The sequence below is a fragment of the Streptomyces sp. NPDC048248 genome, assembly GCF_043201875.1.
Classification (GTDB): Bacteria; Actinomycetota; Actinomycetes; order Streptomycetales; family Streptomycetaceae; genus Streptomyces.
Genome location: NZ_JBICZL010000005.1, coordinates 506318 through 523380, shown reverse-complemented (window position 1 = coordinate 523380; position 17063 = coordinate 506318). Strand labels below are relative to the sequence as shown.

Below are 17063 nucleotides of genomic sequence, written 5' to 3'. Positions count from 1 at the left end.
GCGCGGGGCCGCGGGCATGGGCGGACCTGCGGTCATGCGGTTGGGGAGGTGCAGTGGCGGCGTACGACTGCGATGTACTGGTGATCGGTGCCGGCATCGTCGGGCTCTCCACGGCCTATGCGCTCACGCGTGCCGCGCCCGGCACGCGCGTGGTGGTGCTGGAGAAGGAGCCCGGCCCCGCCCGCCATCAGACCGGGCGCAACAGCGGCGTGATCCACAGCGGCATCTACTACCCGCCCGGCTCGCTCAAGGCCCGCTTCGCCCTCCAGGGCTCGGCGGAGATGGTCAAGTTCTGCGCGGAACACGACATCCCCCACGACGTCACCGGCAAGCTGATCGTCGCCACCGAGCGCAGCGAGCTGCCCAGGCTGCACGGCCTGATCCAGCGCGGCCGGGAACACGGCCTGCCGGTGCGCGAGCTGGGCCCCGCCCAGATAACCGAGTACGAACCCGAGGTGCGCGGCCTGGCCGCCATCCATGTCGGCACGACAGGGGTGTGCGACTTCGGTGCGGTGGCCCGCCGGTTCGCCCGGCTCGCCACGGACGCCGGCGCCGAGATCACCTACGGCGCGGAGGTCACCACCATCGGCCGCCGACCCGGCCGCGTCGCGGTCCGTACGGCCGACGGCACGGTCCATCGCGCCCGCGCCCTCGTCAACTGCGCGGGCCTGCACTGCGACCGCATCGCCCGGCTCGCGGGCGACCCACCGGGCATGCGGATCGTCCCGTTCCGCGGCGAATACTTCACCCTCGCCCCGGAGCGCGCCGACCTCGTCCGCGGCCTGGTCTACCCCGTCCCCGACCCGGCCTTCCCCTTCCTCGGTGTCCACCTCACCCGCGGCATCGACGGCGCTGTCCACATCGGCCCGAACGCCGTCCCCGCCCTGGCCCGCGAGGGCTACGACTGGGGCACCGTCCGCCCCACGGAGCTGGCCGGCACCCTCGCCTTCCCCGGCTCCTGGCGGATAGCCCGCCGCCACTGGCGCTACGGCGCCGGCGAGCTGCGCCGCTCCCTGTCCCGCAGCGCCTTCACCGACGCGGTCCGCCGCCTCCTCCCGGCCGCCCGCGAGGACGACCTCGTCCCCTCCCCGGCCGGCGTCCGCGCCCAGGCCGTCCTCCCCGACGGCACCCTCGTCGACGACTTCCTCTTCGCCGAGTCCCCCGGCATCGTCCACGTCCTCAACGCCCCGTCCCCCGCGGCCACGGCCTCCCTCCCCATCGGGCGCGAGGTGGCACGGCGGGTGCTGGGGGTGCTGGAGGGATGAGGGGCGCATGGCGGTCGGAGCTGGTGGACCACCGGTGAGACGGCCGCGTGGGAGTGCTCCCGCCGTCCATCCGTAGAATCGTCACACTGTGTCCGAGAACCCCCTCACCCCCGCACCCGACGCCGCAGAAGCCGACGCCCCCGTGACCGATGGCACCCCGCCCGCGGTGGCCCCGGACGCCGGTGGCTCAGCCGCCTCCGGCAGCGCTTCCGCTTCCCGCCGTGGTGGGCCGATGTTCCCCGACGGGACCGGCCCCGCCGCCGACCCCGCGGGCTCGCACCACGAGCGCCGCATCCGGTCCTTCCAGCCCCGCCGCAGCCGCGTCTCGCCCAGTCAGGCCGATGCGCTGCGCCGCCTGTGGCCGACGTGGGGACTGGACATCGACGGCCTCTCCCGTATCGACCTCGACGCCTTCTTCGACGGGCTGCCGGTCATCCTGGAGATCGGCTTCGGCATGGGTGAGGCGACGGCGCAGATGGCCGCCGCCGACCCCGGCACCGGCATCCTCGCCTGCGACGTCCACACGCCGGGGCAGGGCAATCTGCTGGGTCTCGCGGAGCGCAATGGCCTGACCAACGTCCGGGTGGCCAACGGCGACGCGATCATCCTCCTGCGCGAGATGCTCGCCCCCGGCTCCCTGGCCGGTCTGCGCGTCTACTTCCCCGACCCCTGGCCGAAGAAGCGCCACCACAAGCGCCGGCTGATCCAGCCGGAGTTCCTCGCGCTGGCGACCACCCGGCTCGCACCGGGCGCCCTGGTGCACTGCGCGACCGACTGGGAGCCGTACGCCGAACAGATGCTGGAGGTCCTCTCCGCAGAACCGACGCTGGAGAATCTCCACTCCTCCTACGCGCCCCGGCCGGACTTCCGGCCGCTCACCAGGTTCGAGGGACAGGGCCTGGACAAGGGGCACGTCGTCCACGACCTGCTCTTCCGCCGCCGGGCGGTGTAGGGAGCGCGGGCGTGGTTAGGGTCCTTGGGTGTCTCCGTCCCAGCCGCCCCCGTATCCGCCCCGCCCGGCGTACGCGCCCCACTCACGCCCGCCGGCCCACGGCCCCGCCCACGCCCTCGGCCATGCCCCGGCGCATCGCCGCCCGGCGCCCTGGCACAGCAAGACCGTGCGCGCCATCGCGTTGGTCTCGCTCCTCGCGCTCTGCGGCGTGGTCATCATCGGGATCGTCCGCGGGCAGACCGGCACCGAGGGCTTCCTGGTCGGGCTCGGACTCGCCGTCTTCCCGGTGCCGCCGCTGATCGCGGCGTTCTGCTGGCTCGATCACATAGAACCCGAGCCGTGGCGCAACCTCGCGTTCGCCTTCGCCTGGGGTGCCTGCGCGGCCACACTCGTCGCGGTGCTCGCCAACGGCTTCGCCACCGACTGGCTGGCCGCCAACGTCGCCGCCACATCCGCCTCGGAGGCAGAGACCTGGGGGGCGACCGTCATCGCGCCGGTCGTCGAGGAATCGGTCAAGGCCGCGGCCGTCCTCCTCCTCTACCGCTTTCGCCGGCGCGATTTCGACGGCATCACGGACGGCATCGTCATCGCCGGCATCACCGCCACCGGCTTCGCCTTCACCGAGAACATCCTCTACCTGGGCAGCGCCTTCGGCCAGGACCAGTCCCTGGGCCACTCCGGCCTGGACTCGGCCACCGCGGGCACCTTCTTCATCCGCGTCGTGGTGTCCCCGTTCGCGCATCCGCTGTTCACGACGCTGACCGGCCTGGCGTTCGGCATAGCCGCCGTCCGCTATCCCCGCCGCCGCGGCGCCCGGACCGCGGTGCCCGTACTCGGCCTGCTCACCGCCGTCCTGCTGCACTCCATCTGGAACAGCGCGTCGTCCCTCGGGGACCTCGGCTTCCTCACCATCTACGGCCTGTTCATGGTCCCCGTGTTCATCACCGTGACCTGGCTGGCCATATGGGCCCGCCGACAGGAACTCCTCTCCCTGCGCGGCTACCTCGCCCCCTACGCCGCCGCCGGCTGGCTCGCCCCCGCCGAACCCACCGCCCTCTCCCACCTCAAGACCCGCGCGCTGGCCCGCAACATCGCCCGCCGCGCCCAGGGCCCCGCCGCCGCCCGCGCCGTCACCGAATACACCACCCTCGCCACTGCCCTCTCCTTCCACCGACGCCGCGCCCACCTCACTGGCCCCACCCCCGACTTCGCCACCAGAGAAGCCGACCTCCTCCACCAACTCTCCCGCTACCGCCCCTGGGCCCACCCGGCACTGGCCCAGGCGTTGGTCACCACTCATCGGCCGGTGGCGCCTGGGTGGCCGGCGGCGACGGCCACACCCCCGACGCCCAATGGTTCGTACGCTGATCTTTCGCACACGGATGGCAGCCCCTGGTGACCCACGTCGATCTGACTTCGCAGGAGATTGGACGGGTAGCACCAGGAATCCCTGGATAATCTATGCCAGGTCGTCGAAAAGGTCCGGCGAGACCATTCGCCCCTCCCAACGACCTCGGTGCTGCCGCACTCGTTCCACATCTATTTGATGGTCCTTGACCCGCTGCAATGCGCGCATGAACTTCTGCGTCAGCCCATCGATCACATCGAATCCATCCGTGATCTGACGAGCACCACGGTCAAAGAGTGCATGGCAGTTTGGACAGAGACACAGGACGTTCTCCACCCTGTCCGGGCCGTGGTGCGGCGCTCCCAATGCCTGGATATGAGCCGCCTCGCTAATGGCATTTCCATCCGGTGACACCACCAAGCGAAGGCCACACATCTGGCAGGTGTTGTCGTACATTTCTTTGACGCTTTGAACAACCTTGGAGTCACGCAGACGGCGCTCGTACGTGACGGTGCGGCGCACCTGCTCCTCGAGGTCGGTGGCCGCATCCTCGTCGGGAGCCACCGGTTGGGGCTTCACCGTCTCGCCCGGTTCCATCTTGCGGAGACGGAACTGGCAGACGCGGAACCCCTCCTTACCCATCGTCATCCAGTGTTCCGCGACACGGAACAGACCGCAGTATTGGTAGCCGTCAGTGGGCTGCCTCCGCTTCGGGCTGATCTTCAACCCGCGAATGACTCGTACGGGGTTTCCGAGGGCCTGATTCAACAAAAGCCCGGCGTTGCCTCGCGAGTCCATGGTCTGATCGGCGACCATGCACTTCGTGTTCCGGTCGCGGCCGCCCTCACCCGTGTAGATGATCTCGGTCTCGCCATACTCATCATCGAGGTATCCGCCAGAGAGCACAATGGAATCTACGCCCTTCGTCGCGGTTCCCGAGATCCCCATTCCTAATTGACGGTGCACTCCCGCGGCGTGCAACTCCGCGTGCCCCTTGAAGCGTTGCCCTTCTTTCACACCTGGTGGCGTACCAAACGTAACGGGTTTTGCTGCTCTCGCCTTCGCCATGCGCGAATGATGCCAACTCTTTGATCACTGCATGCCGTACGTGACCAGACTGTGGTGACTCACACAGGCCTCCGAGTCCAAGTGATCGGGATACCACCTCCGATTCCGCGACGACTCGAGCGTAGCCTCGGGGGGGAGTCGTCCCCGATATGGAGGTTTGTGCAATGTCCCGCGTACCGACAAGTGTGGTGGCCGCGAGTGGTCTTGTTGCCGGCTACGCCGTAGCTCGTTGGACCGAGAGGCGGCCGCTTGGTGGGGTGGCGCTGGCTGCGGCTGGGGTCGTGGCGGCGCGGGGGTGGCAGCAGAAGGCCGGTGGGGCGACGGCTGCGGCGTTGAGTGGGGCCTATGTGGCCGCCTTTGCCGGGTCGCACCCGTTGGCGAAGAAGATCGGTGCGTGGCCTTCGGTGTTCACGGCCGCGGGTGGGGTCGCGCTGGCTTCGTGGGTTGCTGTCGATCGACGGAAGTAGCGGAAGCGGGGGCTGGGGCCGCCACCTCGATCACCGCCCCGCTCGGCACGCCCCCAGGGCGGCCGCGCCGTGATGCGCGGCCGCCCTCAGCGGTGGCGGGGCAGGGGGCCGGTTCTCAGGCCGATGCCTCTGTGAGGAGGGTCAGTTCGTCGTCGGTGAGGGTGAGTTCGCCGATCGCGAGGAGCGCCGGGAGCTGGGCCACCGTGCGGGCGCTGGCGATCGGGGCCGCGACGGTGGGCCGGGCGGCGAGCCAGGCGAGGGCGACGGTGGCGATCTCGGCCTCGTGGGCGACGGCGACGGTGTCGAGGGCCTGGAGGACGCGGCGGCCCCGGTCGGTCGTCAGGTGCTTGGCGGCGCCTTCGGCGCGGGCACTGTCGACGCTCGTGCCGGGGCGGTACTTGCCGGTCAGGAAGCCCGACGCGAGGGCGTAGTACGGGACGGCGGCCAGGCCGTTGCGGGCGGCGACGTCGGCGAGTTCGCCCTCGTAGGTGTCGCGGGAGACCAGGTTGTAGTGCGGCTGCAGGGCGACGTACCGGGCGAGGCCCTCGCTCGTGGAGAAGGCCAGGGACTCCTCCAGGCGCCGCGCGGAGATGTTGGACGCGGCGATCTCGCGGACCTTGCCGGCCCGTACGAGGTCGTCGAGGGCGGTCAGGAACTCCGAGACCTCGACCGACTCGTCGTCGTAGTGGGTGTAGTAGAGGTCGATGTAGTCGGTGCGCAGCCGGGTCAGGGACTCGTCGACGGCGCCCTTGATGGTGGGGGCGGACAGGCCCTTGAAGTCGGGGTGCGCGCCGACCTTGGTGGCGATGACGACGTCCTCGCGATTGCCGCGCGCTGCCAGCCAGTTGCCGATGACGGTCTCGGACTCGCCGCCCTTGTTGCCCGGCACCCAGGCCGAGTAGACGTCTGCGGTGTCGATGAAGTTGCCGCCGCCCGCCACGTACGCGTCGAGCACGGCGAAGGACTCGGCTTCGTCCGCCGTCCAGCCGAAGACATTGCCGCCGAGGGACAGGGGGGAGACGGAGAGCGAGCCGAGGCTCTTGTGTGTCGCGGTCATGCGTGGTTGCAGCGTCGGTTCGGAGAGGAAAATTCCCCCGCCGGCAGGGCGATCCCGAGCGCAGCCCCCGCAAGGCAGTCCATCGGCGCGGTCGCACGCGGGCTTCCGCTACGGTCCTGCGACTCCCCGGCTGCGATCTTCGCTCGGCCCTCGCTGTTCGCCCACCCGCCGGGCACCGCTGCCCACTTCGTCGACAGGGCCCCTTTCCGAAGCTCCCCCCCCCGCCCGCGCATCGCAGAAGCCGCGCCCCTCAGGGACGCGGCCTCCGGCACAGCGGCTCGCACGGCTACCGGGGTGAACCACCGGCCGGTTCGCCGGGGCTCCCCGCTGCTGCCGCCTCACGCGCCTCTCAGACACTCACCCCGTGGCCGCGCAGCCACGTCATCGGGTCGATCGGGTCGCCGGCGCCCGGGCGGACCTCCAGGTGGAGGTGGGGGCCGGTGACGTTGCCTGTGGCGCCGACGCGGCCGATGACGTCACCGGCCTTGACCTCGCCGGAGGTCTTCACCATGGACGACAGGTGGCAGAACCAGAGTTCGGTGCCGTCGTCCATGGTGAGGACGATGCGGTAGCCGTACGCACCGGCCCAGCCGGCCTGGGTGATGGTGCCGGAGTGCACGGCCTTGACGAGAGTGCCGGTCGGTGCGGCGAAGTCCTGGCCGGTGTGATCGGCGGACCAGCGGTCGCCGGCCTGCCCGAAGCTCGCGGTGAGGGTGTATGAGGAGACGGGGGCGATGAAGCTCCGCGCCAGCTTGGCGAGGCGCTCCGCCTCGGCCTTCTTGCTGGCGGCCTCCGCCGCCTCGCGTTTGGCCTCCAGCTCCGCCGCCTTCTTGGCAGCGGCAGCCTTCTCGGCCTCCTTCTGGTGGTCGGCCGCGTCCTCCTCGGCCTTCTCGACGGCCGCGTCCTGGGCGGCATCGCGCGCTTGCTGCTCGCCGGCACCCTGCTGGGCGTCGGCCTGCTGCAGGATGCGGTTGCGCAGTGCCTCGCCCGCGTCCTTGCCCTGGGAGGCGAGGGGGGCGCCGGCGACCGCGGAGTCCGCGCCACCCGCGGCCGATGCGGCAGAACCGGAGTCCTGGTCCGCGTCGGATATGAGGCCACCGATGCCGGGGAGCGACTTGGCGTCCGGCAGCTTCTCGGAGAGGTCGTCGGCCATGCCGCTGACGTCCGGCATCGAGATCGGGACCGGCGGCCGGCCCTCGGCCGTGGCCATCCCGCCGGCGCCGACCGCGGCGATCACGCCGACGCCCAGGACGGTGCTGCTGCGGGCGAGTCCGCCGCCGCGCTGTCTGGCCACCCGGTGCTTGCCGCGGACGGGGCGGATGGACTCCTCGGTGGGATTCCACTCCTCCCATTCCCCGTCGCCGTCACGGTCGGCGGGAGGGAATCCGAATCCGGAGTCCCGGACGTCGAGGGGACCTCGGCCGTCAGGGGATCCCGGGCCGTGGAGGGGACCCGGCCCGTCGAAGACGCTCCGGTCATCGAGGTCGTAGGCGGACGGAACCTCGGGGGCAGGCCTGTTGGACGCCACGGGGGCGCACTCCTTTCCTTCCTTCTCGCCTACCGGGTTAGCTGACGGGTTCGGAGCAGGAAGGTCTCCTACGGGCACCCTCTGGCGAGAGCGTCCGATTCACCCCAAGGTGGTGGTTCCCCGGTTCCCTTGGTGCAGTTCGGTGCGTTTCGGTGCGCCTTCGGCGAGCTCGGCAGGGCCGGTGTGTTCCGCGGCTCCGGCCGACGGCTTCGGGCCTTCGGCGCGACTCGGCGGTCTTCGGTGCACCGGAGCAGGTCGTGCGGCCGACCGGTACGAGGTGCGGTGGCGGCGTGCGCGATGTGCAGAAGGTGCGTGAAGTGCGGGAGTTGCGTGAAGTTCGGAGCGAGACTGGAGATACGGAGGGTGCGGCATTGCTGGGAGTGCTGGAGGTGCGGGAGTGCGTGAAGTGCGCTTACGGGATTCGGCGTCGGCGCGCGGTGCCGCCACTTGCGACGGCTGGGACGACCGCGCTGCGTTATCGGACAGTAATAGAGATGGCCACTGAATTCCAAGCGTTCCCGGGAATCCGTATGTGCTCCGTAGGACCTTTGGCTTGGACTTTTTCACCCATGGGTGCCCCAATCCGGGCGAGTTGATCGCTCCGCTCCAAACGATCTCGCGACGATCGTGCGCCAGTCGTTATGCGGAGGGGTGCCCGCCCCTCACGGAGCGTGAGAGCAGTAACGTCGGATCATGGTCGTCAACGTCGTCAACAGCGCGCAGACAGTGGCCGATCGATACCGGGAGTTCTCCTGGCAGCAGGCGCGGGGGCAGTCCGACGCCCACGAGGAGCTGACCGCGCGGATCAGTCAGGACGCCGAGTTCTGCGACGTGCTCGCGGGTTCGCTGCCCGCCGGGAACAAGCAGCAGCCCAATCTCCTCCTCGCCGCCGTCCGCTATCTCGACGGTCCGCACGCCGAACAGGGCCCGCACGGTGAGGCCGCGTACGGGCGCTGGCGGGAGTGGACGATCCGGCACTGGGACGAGGTCCGCGCGGTGATCATGCAGCGCGCCACCCAGACCAACGAGCCTGCCCGCTGCGCCACCCTGCTTCCGCTGCTCGCCCGGCTGCCACAGCCGCTGGCGCTCCTGGAGGTCGGTACGTCGGCCGGGCTGTGTCTGCACCCCGATCGCTACCGCTACCGCTACGAGGGCGGTACCGAGGGACGCGGCCACGGCACCCAGGAGATGGGCGCCCCGGGGAGCCCGGTGACGTTCACCTGCCGTACGAGCCGGGCGACGCCCCCGCCGGCGGACGGTCCGCCCGCGCCCACCTCCCTGCCGGAGATCGTCTGGCGTGCGGGCATCGATCTGGACCCGCTCGACCCGATCGCCCGGCCCGACGACCATCGCTGGCTGCAGGCCCTGATCTGGCCCGGCCAGCGGGCGCGTGCGGACCGGCTCGCGGCCGCCGTCGAAGCGGTACGGGACGCGCCCCGCCCCGCTATCGTCCGCGGGGATCTGGTCGACGAGCTGCCGGCGCTGGCCGCCGCGGCCCCGCGGGAGGCGACGCTGGTCATCTTCCACAGCACCGTGCTGATGTATCTGCCGCCGGCCCGCCGTGCGGAGTTCGCCCGGCTCGTACGGTCCGTCCTCGCCGAGCGGGGTGGCCCCGGGCACTGGATCTCCAACGAGCACCACACCGAGCTGCCCTGGATCACCGACCCGGCGCACGACGCGCTGCCCCCCGAGTACGCACACCTGCTGACGCTCTCGCTGAACGAGCAACCGGTCGCCCTCACCGGACCGCACGGCCAGATCCTGCACTGGCTCCGGGAACCCGACCTCGGGGCCCGCTGACCGCCCTGCCCGGACGAAGGGGCCCGAGGGCGGCGGAGCCCCGTAGCGGCCCGAAGGCCGCCGAGCCCGAAGGAGGGTACGGAGCCGCGGGCAAGGGAGCCGCCGCCGCTAGACCCCCAGCGGCCGCTGCACCGCGAGCAGCGCCATGTCGTCGGCGGGCGCCCCTCCCGTGTGCCGCGCGACGTCCTTCACCAGCAGGTCGAGGAGGTCCGCCGGGCCGTTGAAATGACGGCCGCGCAGCCTGGCCGACGGGTCGTAGAACCGATTGGCGAGGTTGCGGGCCTCGGTCACCCCGTCGGTGAAAAGCAGCAGCAGCGAACCGGCCGGGAAGAACGTCTCGTCCGCCCGGTCCGGCCACCCCGCCACCTCGCTCATCCCCAGCGGCAGCGCCGGCGCCGAAGGGGCCAGTTCCAGCAGGCCGCCGTCCGGGGCGAGCAGCAGCGGGGGCGGGTGGCCGCGGTTGAGGACGCGCAGCACGGCTCGCTCCTTGGAAGGGACCTCCGCCAGGACGGCCGTGGTGAACCCCTCGAACTGGTCGAGCCCGTCGCGTCTCCTGCCCTCGCGCTGCAGTGCCCGCTCCAGTCGGCCCGCCACCGCCTCCAACGAGGTCTCCTGCTCCGCCGCCTCCCGGAAGGCGCCGATGACGATCGCCGCGGCCTCCACCGCCTCCAGCCCCTTGCCGCGCACATCGCCGACGATCAGCCGGACGCCGTGCGGGGTGTCCTGCACGGCGTAGAGATCGCCCCCGATCCTGGCGTCCGCCCGCGCCCCCACGTAGCGCGCGGCGACCGCGAGGCCGCCGATCCGGTCCGCGGGCGTCGGCAGTACGGCCCGCTGGGCGGCCTCGGAGACGTCGCGTACGGAGGCGAGCCGGGCGTCGTTCCTGCCGACGGCGCGGTTGATGCCGAGAGCCAGCACGGCGACGATCAGAACGGTCACGGCCTCGGTGGCCGACTCGTGGGTGTCCTTGGTGCCGTGATGGACGACGGACCAGAGTTCGCCGATGACGGCCGCCGCTGCGACGGCCGCCGTGGCGCGCAGGGAGTAGAGCGGTGCCGCGACGAGCGGGGCGGCGGAGAAGAACGGCGAGGCGGTGTACTGCTCCGGCGTCGCGATGTCGAAGACCACGCCGCCGACGATCAGGATGAGCGGCAGCCAGCGCGCCGAACGGCGGCTCAAGGGCGACATCCGCTCCCGGCGCGCGCGCCGCTCCGCGTCGCCCGTGCGGGCCCTGCCGCCTCCGAGTACCCGCACCGGCCCTCTTCCCTCTCCCGCCCGCCGCGCACGGCGTCGGCATCGGTCATGGCGTCGGGCGTCGGCCATGGGGTGCGGCGCCCTCGGCTTTCCCAAGGCTTTCCGTTACGGGGCCACGGGGCGAGTCCTCATGGGCCGGACGGGTCACGGCACGCGGCCCGGACCGCCATACCGCCGGCGCCCCCTCACAACCGCCACAGCCGTCACATGAGAGACCACTACCCGAAAGCGGGCAATTCCGGGATCAACGCCTGGGTCTGACGGGACGACCGGGACGACGACTGCTGCCGGGCGGCACCGCACACCCGGCCACGCACTCACCACCCCGGGCACACCACCGGGCCGATGCCCCAAAAAACAGCTGTGCCTCGGCCGCTCGCGCGCGCCGAGGCACAAAATTGCTGGTCAGCCCCTCACGGGGCGTCAGAAACGGTGGGCCATCAGGGGCTCGAACCCTGAACCAATGGATTAAAAGTCCACTGCTCTGCCAATTGAGCTAATGGCCCGCACCGAGCAGCATAGCCCGACCATGCGCCCCAGCCCGAAGCCATTAGGCATCAGCGGTCCCGACGGGCTTGCCCGGGCCCTCCCCGAGCCACTCCCCCCACACCGTCGGCAGCTCCCGCTGACCGGAATCCGGGCAGCCGCACACGCCCGCCGATCCGCCCGGAGAGCCACGCAACCCAGGCCCGTCCCTGGGAACCGACGCGCCGGGCAACCCGCCCTGTCCTGGCCAACGCACAGGGCCCGTACGGCACTTGCGTGTCGTACGGGCCCTGCGTTGCCTCAGTTGTCGACGTGCCGGCCGAAGTGATCGACCGGCACGGTCAGACGGAACCGTCAGCCGTTGCGCTTCCAGCGCGGCTTGTCGTCACGGCGGCCGAAGGAGCCGGTCGCGGTGCCGGTGCCACGGTGCTCGTCACGACGGCCGTGCGGACGGTCGCCGCCACCGGAGCGGAAGCCACCGGAGGACGGACGGCCACCGGAGCGGTCGTCGCGGTTGAACGGACGGTCGCCGCCACCGGAACGGTAGCCACCGGAGGACGGACGGCCACCGGAGCGGTCGTCGCGGTTGAACGGACGGCTCGGACGGTCGCCACGGTCGCGGTTGAAGCCGCCGCCGGAACGGTCGTCGCGACGGTCACGGTTGAAGCCACCACCGGAACGGTCATCGCGACGGTCACGGTTGAAACCGCCACCCGACCGGTCATCACGACGGTCACGGTTGAAGCCACCACCGGAACGGTCATCACGACGGTCACGGTTGAAACCGCCACCCGACCGGTCATCACGACGGTCACGGTTGAAACCGCCACCCGACCGGTCATCACGACGGTCACGGTTGAAGCCACCACCGGAACGGTCATCACGACGGTCACGGTTAAAACCGCCACCCGACCGGTCATCACGACGGTCACGGTTAAAACCGCCACCCGACCGGTCATCACGACGGTCACGGCGGTCGAAGTTGCCGCGGTCGTCACGGCGCTCGTAGGAGGAGGAGCGACGCGGCGCCTCGTCCGAAGTGGCCTGGGCCGGCACGGTGACCTCGGGCGCCTCGGCGGCGGCCTCTTCGGTCGCGGCAGCGGCGGCGAGCGCCTCGGCCGGGTCCTCGCCGCGCTCGCGGGCGGCGCGGGCGGTCAGCCGGTCCGCCTCCTCGCGCAGCTCGGTGGCGCGGCGCTGCAGGCGCTCCAGCTCGCGGGTGAGCTCGGCCACCTCGCGCTCAGCCTGCTTGGCGGAGTTGTTGGCACCGTCGGCCTGGACCTCGGTGAGCGAACGCGCGCCGGTGATCCGGGCGACGTCGTCGTCGAAGGCACCGGCGCCGCCGACGATGTGGCGCGAGGCGTCCACGCCCGCGTCCTCCATCAGGCGGAAGATCTGCCGACGCTGGTGCGGCAGCGACAGCGAGACGACCGTGCCGGACTGGCCGGCGCGAGCGGTACGGCCCGAGCGGTGCAGGTAGTCCTTGTGGTCACCTGCGGGGTCGACGTTCAGCACCAGGTCGATGCCGTCGACGTGGATACCGCGGGCGGCGACGTCGGTCGCGACGAGCGCGTTGACGTAGCCGTCCTTGAAGTCCGCGAGGACCCGCGTACGGGCGCCCTGCGTCATGCCGCCGTGCAGCGCGTCGGCCTTCACGCCCGCGTCGACGAGCTGCTCGGCGATGCGGTCGGCGCCCAGCTGGGTGCGGACGAAGATGATCGTGCGGCCCTTGCGGGCGGCGATGGCGGCGGTGACCGGCGCCTTGTCCTTCGGCTTCACGACGAGGACGTGGTGCGTCATGGTCGTGACGTTGCCCTGGGCGCTGTCGACCTCGTGGCTGACCGGGTCGGTCAGGTAACGCTTGACCAGCGTGCCGATCTCGTTCTCCATCGTGGCGGAGAAGAGCATCCGCTGACCGCCGGACGGAACCTGGTCGAGCAGCTCGGTGACCTCGGGCAGGAAGCCCAGGTCGGACATCTGGTCGGCCTCGTCGAGGACCGCGACCTGGACGTTCTCCAGGGAGCAGGCGCCACGGTTGATGATGTCGCGCAGCCGGCCCGGGGTGGCGACGAGGACGTCGACGCCGCGCTCCAGGGCGTAGATCTGGTTGCCCATGGACGTGCCGCCGCAGACGACCTTCATCTTCAGCCCGAGGACGTCGCCGTAGGGCTGGAGGGCGTCCGCGACCTGCATCGCGAGCTCACGGGTCGGCGTCAGGATGACCGCGCGCGGCTTCTTCTTCTCGGTGTGGCCACCGGCGAGCTGCGCCAGCGTCGGCAGACCGAAGGAGAGGGTCTTGCCGGAGCCGGTACGGCCACGGCCGAGGATGTCCTTGCCGGCCAGGGCGTCCGGGATGGTCGCGGCCTGGATCGGGAAGGGCGTGGTGACGCCGTTCTGGGCCAGCTTGCGGACGACGCCTTCGGGCAGTCCGAGGGAGTCGAAGGTGACGGTCGGCTCTGCGGCCTCGTCGATCACCGGGGCGTCGGCCGTCTCGGCCGTCTCGATCGCCTCGGGAGCCGTCTGCTCGTCTGCGGGCATGACGGACTGCTCAGTGGAAATTGACATGCGAAATGCGAAACCTTCCGGAGTCTCGGCACGCGCCCAAACTCCGTGTGTTTCACAAAGACCGCCTCTATGCGGTCAGCCACGGCAAGGGAGAGAACGCGCCACGCGGCGCGCTTCTTTTCTGGCGCCGGGCAAATGGGATCAAACGATCTACCACCATACGCACTCCGCCCCCTGGAAGGCAAATACGCCCCTCGGGGGCCGCTCCCGCCCTCCTCCCGGCGCTCACGCGCCCGGGTCGACCTGCGAGGACAGCGGGGAGCTGGGCAACGGACCGGACGCCTGCGCCGAGGGCGGCGGGCTGCTCGGCGGCGCAGTGGGCTCCGCGGGCGGCGTGGTGGGGGCCGGCGAGGGCGGCGGTGAGGACGGCCGGTCGGGATGCGAAGGCGCCGGGTCCGGGTCGCCACCGGACCCGCCCGCACCCCCTGAGCTGCCATGACCCGCGCCGGGTTCCGGCCCGGACGGTTCCACCGGAAGCTTCGGCGTCGCCGGCACCGATGCCTTCGGCGTCGCACCCGCCGACGGCTCCGCGTCCCCGCCGGCGCCGGCCGCCCGCTTCGCCTCGCCGGTACGCCCCATCCGCCGTGGACCGTCGCCGCGCCCGTCGGCCGTGACCCCGCCGGGTCCGGGCTCCGCGTCCTTCCCGTCCTGCCGGGCGGCGCTGCCCGACGGCTTCGGGGGCTCCGCGTCACTCACGCTCAGGCAGCCGGCCAGCGAGGCGGCCAGCGCCGAGACGGTCACCGCTGCGGCGGTGACCCGGGCCAGCGGGCGGCCCGTGGGCAGGACCGGAGCGGACCGGGCGGGGCGCCGGGCGGCGGGGGACGGCGCGGGGGACGGCGCAGCATTCACCGACGGGGACGGCGTCGGCGAGGGATGGGGGCCGGGGACGGGGACGCGGGGACGGGAAGGGATCGGGCGCACGGGCGGGGACCTCCGGATCCGGAGCGCAGGGACAGCGGCGACGGACGCCCTGCCCAACTCCCGCCCCGGGCTTGAGGACACGCGTACCGCAGGCCGGATCGGCTCAGCCGTAGCCCAGCGCGTGCAGCCGCTCGTCGTCGATGCCGAAGTGGTGCGCGATCTCATGAACGACCGTCACCTCGGTCTCGGTGACGACGTCCTCGCGCGTCGCGCACATCCGCAGCGTGGGCCCCCGGTAGATCGTGATCCGGTCGGGGAGCACGCCCGCGTACCACTCCCCGCGGTCGGTGAGCGGCGTCCCCTCGTAGAGCCCGAGCAGCTCGGGGTCCTCGGACGGGGGCTCGTCCTCGACGAACACCGCAACGTTGTCCATGAGCCGGGTCAGCTCCGGGGGGATCCGGTCCAGCGCCTCTGCGACCAGTTCCTCGAACTCCTCACGCGTCATTTCCAGCACACCACCATTCTCCGCTACCGGCCCCGGAACCGGGCGTCGAGGACCGCGGTCGACGCGCGCCCCTGGACCGCACCAGCAGCCCCACCCTTCCTTCCCGCACCACCACTCCCGCACGCATGACCCGTGACAGGTCTCCCGCCATGGACCGGAACCCGCCCCGCTTACCGGGCGCCGCGGTGGGGCATACGGGCCCAATGGCCCGCGTAGCGCGCTCCCGGACACAGACCACCGACACCTCGGCATCTCTTCCGCTCCGGCTGCTCCGAGCCACGCTCGACGGCGTACGGAGACTGCCCGGCAGCGTCCGCCGCCACTACCGCTCCCGCCGTACGGCCCCCACCCTGGCCCTCGCGCCGTCGACGCACCCCTGGCCCCGCGCCCTCGGTCTGGCGGGCGTCACCGTGCTGGGCGCCTGGCTCGGCCTGCTCGTCATCGGCGGCGTCCACGCCCCCGTCGGCCCGATGGACACCCACATGACCCTGCGCCCCTCCCTGACCGGTGGCACCAGGATCAACGTCTCGCCGCTCGGCGACCTGGAACTCAGCAGCCACCACGGCCCCGTACGGCTCGATGTCGACGTCGACCGCCTGGACCCGCTCCGCTCCCAGGACCTGGTCGACCATCCCGAGCGGTTCGCCGGCCTGCAGGCGCAGGTCACCCACGACGTCACCCGCGGCACCGCGGGACTCGCCCTGAACGCCTGTGCCGCCGTGGCGTTCGGCGCCACCGCCCTGGGCCTGGCCGTCTACCGCAGGCCCCGCCGCGCCCTGGCCGCCGGCGGCCTGGCGCTCGCCCTCCTCGCCGCCTCCGGGGCGGCCGCCTACGCCACCTGGAACCCGAAGTCCGTCCTGGAGCCGAAGTTCTCCGGGCTGCTCTCCTCGGCCCCCTCCGTGGTCGGCAACGCACGCAACATCGTCAGCGAATTCAACGTCTACCAACAGGAGTTGGCGCGCCTGGTCACCAACGTCACCAAGCTCTACGACGCCACCTCGACGCTGCCGACGTACCAGCCGGACCCCACCACCATCCGGGTGCTGCACGTCTCCGACATCCACCTCAACCCCGGCAGCTGGCGGATCCTCGAATCCCTCGTCGAGCAGTACCGGATCGACGTGATCATCGATACCGGCGACACCATGGACCACGGCTCGGCCGCCGAGAACCATTTCCTGGACCCCGTCCCCACCCTGGGCGCCCCGTACGTCTGGGTGCGCGGCAACCACGACTCCCGGACCACGCAGAAGTACCTGGCCGGGCGTAAGCACGTCACCGTCCTCGACGACGGCAAGGTCACACAGGTCGCCGGGGTGCGCATCGCGGGCGTGGGCGACCCTCAGTTCACACCCGACCGCTCCGTGCTGCCCGCCGGCGACCCCTCCGAGCGGACCGCGGGCGGCAAGCTCGCCGACTCACTGCGCACCCAGCGGCTGGCCGGTACGCCCGTCGACATCGCGCTGGCGCACAACCCCACGGCGGCGACCGAGGCGGACGGCCTGGCCCCGCTGGCGCTGGCCGGGCACATCCACCACCGCGAGAACACGATGCTCCCCCAGGGCACCCGCCTGATGGTCGAGGGCTCCACGGGCGGCGGCGGGCTGCGCGCGGTGCAGAACAAGAAGCCCGAGCAGGTCCGCGCCTCGGTGCTCTATCTCGACCGCACGACCAAGCGGCTCCAGGCGTGGGACGAGATCACGCTCGGCGGGCTGGGCCTGTCGCGGGCGGAGGTGAGCCGGCACCTCCCACGGGAGAACCAACCCGGCGCCACACCCGAGCGGACCCGCTCCCCCAGCCCCTCGGCAGAGCCGTCCAGGGACCCCTCGGAGAGCCGTGGGTAAACCGTTTTGGCGAACGGTCCCCCCATCCCATATGCTTCTCACGTCCCCGACGGCGCCGGTAACGAC

The 17063-nt window shown here is 71.6% G+C and carries 13 protein-coding genes, 1 tRNA gene and 1 riboswitch; of the genes, 6 read left to right on the top strand and 8 right to left on the bottom strand.

Annotated elements, in window-relative coordinates; all coding sequences use genetic code 11:
• The first annotated feature begins 53 nt into the window (after nucleotides 1-53).
• The 3 genes from lhgO (at nucleotide 54) to ACGFZW_RS13705 (ending at nucleotide 3616) form a co-directional block, all read left to right on the top strand.
• Nucleotides 54-1265 (top strand): L-2-hydroxyglutarate oxidase, encoded by a 1212-nt coding sequence (gene lhgO / locus ACGFZW_RS13715; protein ID WP_393893253.1) that lies wholly within the window; start codon nucleotides 54-56, stop codon nucleotides 1263-1265.
• 88 nt (nucleotides 1266-1353) lie between these two features.
• Nucleotides 1354-2217 (top strand): tRNA (guanosine(46)-N7)-methyltransferase TrmB, encoded by an 864-nt coding sequence (gene trmB, locus ACGFZW_RS13710; protein ID WP_393893252.1) that lies wholly within the window; start codon nucleotides 1354-1356, stop codon nucleotides 2215-2217.
• 28 nt (nucleotides 2218-2245) lie between these two features.
• Nucleotides 2246-3616 carry a PrsW family intramembrane metalloprotease gene (locus tag ACGFZW_RS13705; protein ID WP_393893251.1) on the top strand — a complete coding sequence of 457 codons (1371 nt, stop codon included), beginning with the start codon at nucleotides 2246-2248 and terminating at the stop codon, nucleotides 3614-3616.
• Between the two features lie 60 nt (nucleotides 3617-3676).
• Here ACGFZW_RS13705 and ACGFZW_RS13700 read toward each other — a convergent pair whose 3' ends face one another.
• Nucleotides 3677-4633, bottom strand: a complete 957-nt coding sequence (locus ACGFZW_RS13700; protein WP_393893250.1) for a YDG/SRA domain-containing protein — start codon at nucleotides 4631-4633, stop codon at nucleotides 3677-3679.
• A 164-nt stretch (nucleotides 4634-4797) separates the two neighbouring features.
• Here ACGFZW_RS13700 and ACGFZW_RS13695 point away from each other — a divergent pair, with 164 nt between their 5' ends.
• Entirely contained in the window at nucleotides 4798-5100 is a 303-nt protein-coding gene (locus tag ACGFZW_RS13695) for a hypothetical protein (RefSeq protein ID WP_393893249.1), read from the top strand.
• Between the two features lie 115 nt (nucleotides 5101-5215).
• Here ACGFZW_RS13695 and ACGFZW_RS13690 read toward each other — a convergent pair whose 3' ends face one another.
• Complete coding sequence (locus tag ACGFZW_RS13690) at nucleotides 5216-6157, bottom strand: aldo/keto reductase (protein WP_393893248.1); 942 nt, start codon at nucleotides 6155-6157, stop codon at nucleotides 5216-5218.
• Nucleotides 6158-6506: 349 nt separating this feature from the next.
• Entirely contained in the window at nucleotides 6507-7685 is a 1179-nt protein-coding gene (locus ACGFZW_RS13685; RefSeq protein WP_393893247.1) for a M23 family metallopeptidase, read from the bottom strand.
• A gap of 11 nt (nucleotides 7686-7696) precedes the next feature.
• Nucleotides 7697-7840, bottom strand: a riboswitch (cyclic di-AMP (ydaO/yuaA leader).
• 538 nt (nucleotides 7841-8378) lie between these two features.
• On the opposite strand from ACGFZW_RS13685, the gene ACGFZW_RS13680 reads away from it, so the two are divergent.
• Nucleotides 8379-9485: a DUF2332 family protein gene (locus ACGFZW_RS13680; RefSeq protein ID WP_393893246.1), complete on the top strand. Its 1107-nt coding sequence runs from the start codon at nucleotides 8379-8381 to the stop codon at nucleotides 9483-9485.
• A gap of 108 nt (nucleotides 9486-9593) precedes the next feature.
• On the opposite strand, the gene ACGFZW_RS13675 is transcribed toward ACGFZW_RS13680, so the two are convergent.
• The 5 genes from ACGFZW_RS13675 to ACGFZW_RS13655 form a co-directional block, all read right to left on the bottom strand.
• Nucleotides 9594-10673: a PP2C family protein-serine/threonine phosphatase gene (locus ACGFZW_RS13675; protein WP_393893288.1), complete on the bottom strand. Its 1080-nt coding sequence runs from the start codon at nucleotides 10671-10673 to the stop codon at nucleotides 9594-9596.
• Between the two features lie 499 nt (nucleotides 10674-11172).
• A tRNA-Lys gene (locus tag ACGFZW_RS13670) sits at nucleotides 11173-11245 on the bottom strand.
• A gap of 334 nt (nucleotides 11246-11579) precedes the next feature.
• Nucleotides 11580-13787: a DEAD/DEAH box helicase gene (locus ACGFZW_RS13665; protein ID WP_393893245.1), complete on the bottom strand. Its 2208-nt coding sequence runs from the start codon at nucleotides 13785-13787 to the stop codon at nucleotides 11580-11582.
• Between the two features lie 225 nt (nucleotides 13788-14012).
• On the bottom strand, nucleotides 14013-14636 hold the full coding sequence (locus ACGFZW_RS13660) for a hypothetical protein (RefSeq protein WP_393893244.1): 624 nt from the start codon (nucleotides 14634-14636) through the stop codon (nucleotides 14013-14015).
• A 175-nt stretch (nucleotides 14637-14811) separates the two neighbouring features.
• Nucleotides 14812-15162 (bottom strand): metallopeptidase family protein, encoded by a 351-nt coding sequence (locus tag ACGFZW_RS13655; RefSeq protein WP_393893243.1) that lies wholly within the window; start codon nucleotides 15160-15162, stop codon nucleotides 14812-14814.
• 194 nt (nucleotides 15163-15356) lie between these two features.
• Between ACGFZW_RS13655 and ACGFZW_RS13650 the strand changes: the two genes are divergently transcribed.
• Nucleotides 15357-16997, top strand: coding sequence for a metallophosphoesterase (locus ACGFZW_RS13650; RefSeq protein ID WP_393893242.1), 1641 nt, complete (start codon nucleotides 15357-15359; stop codon nucleotides 16995-16997).
• Nucleotides 16998-17063 lie beyond the last annotated feature (66 nt).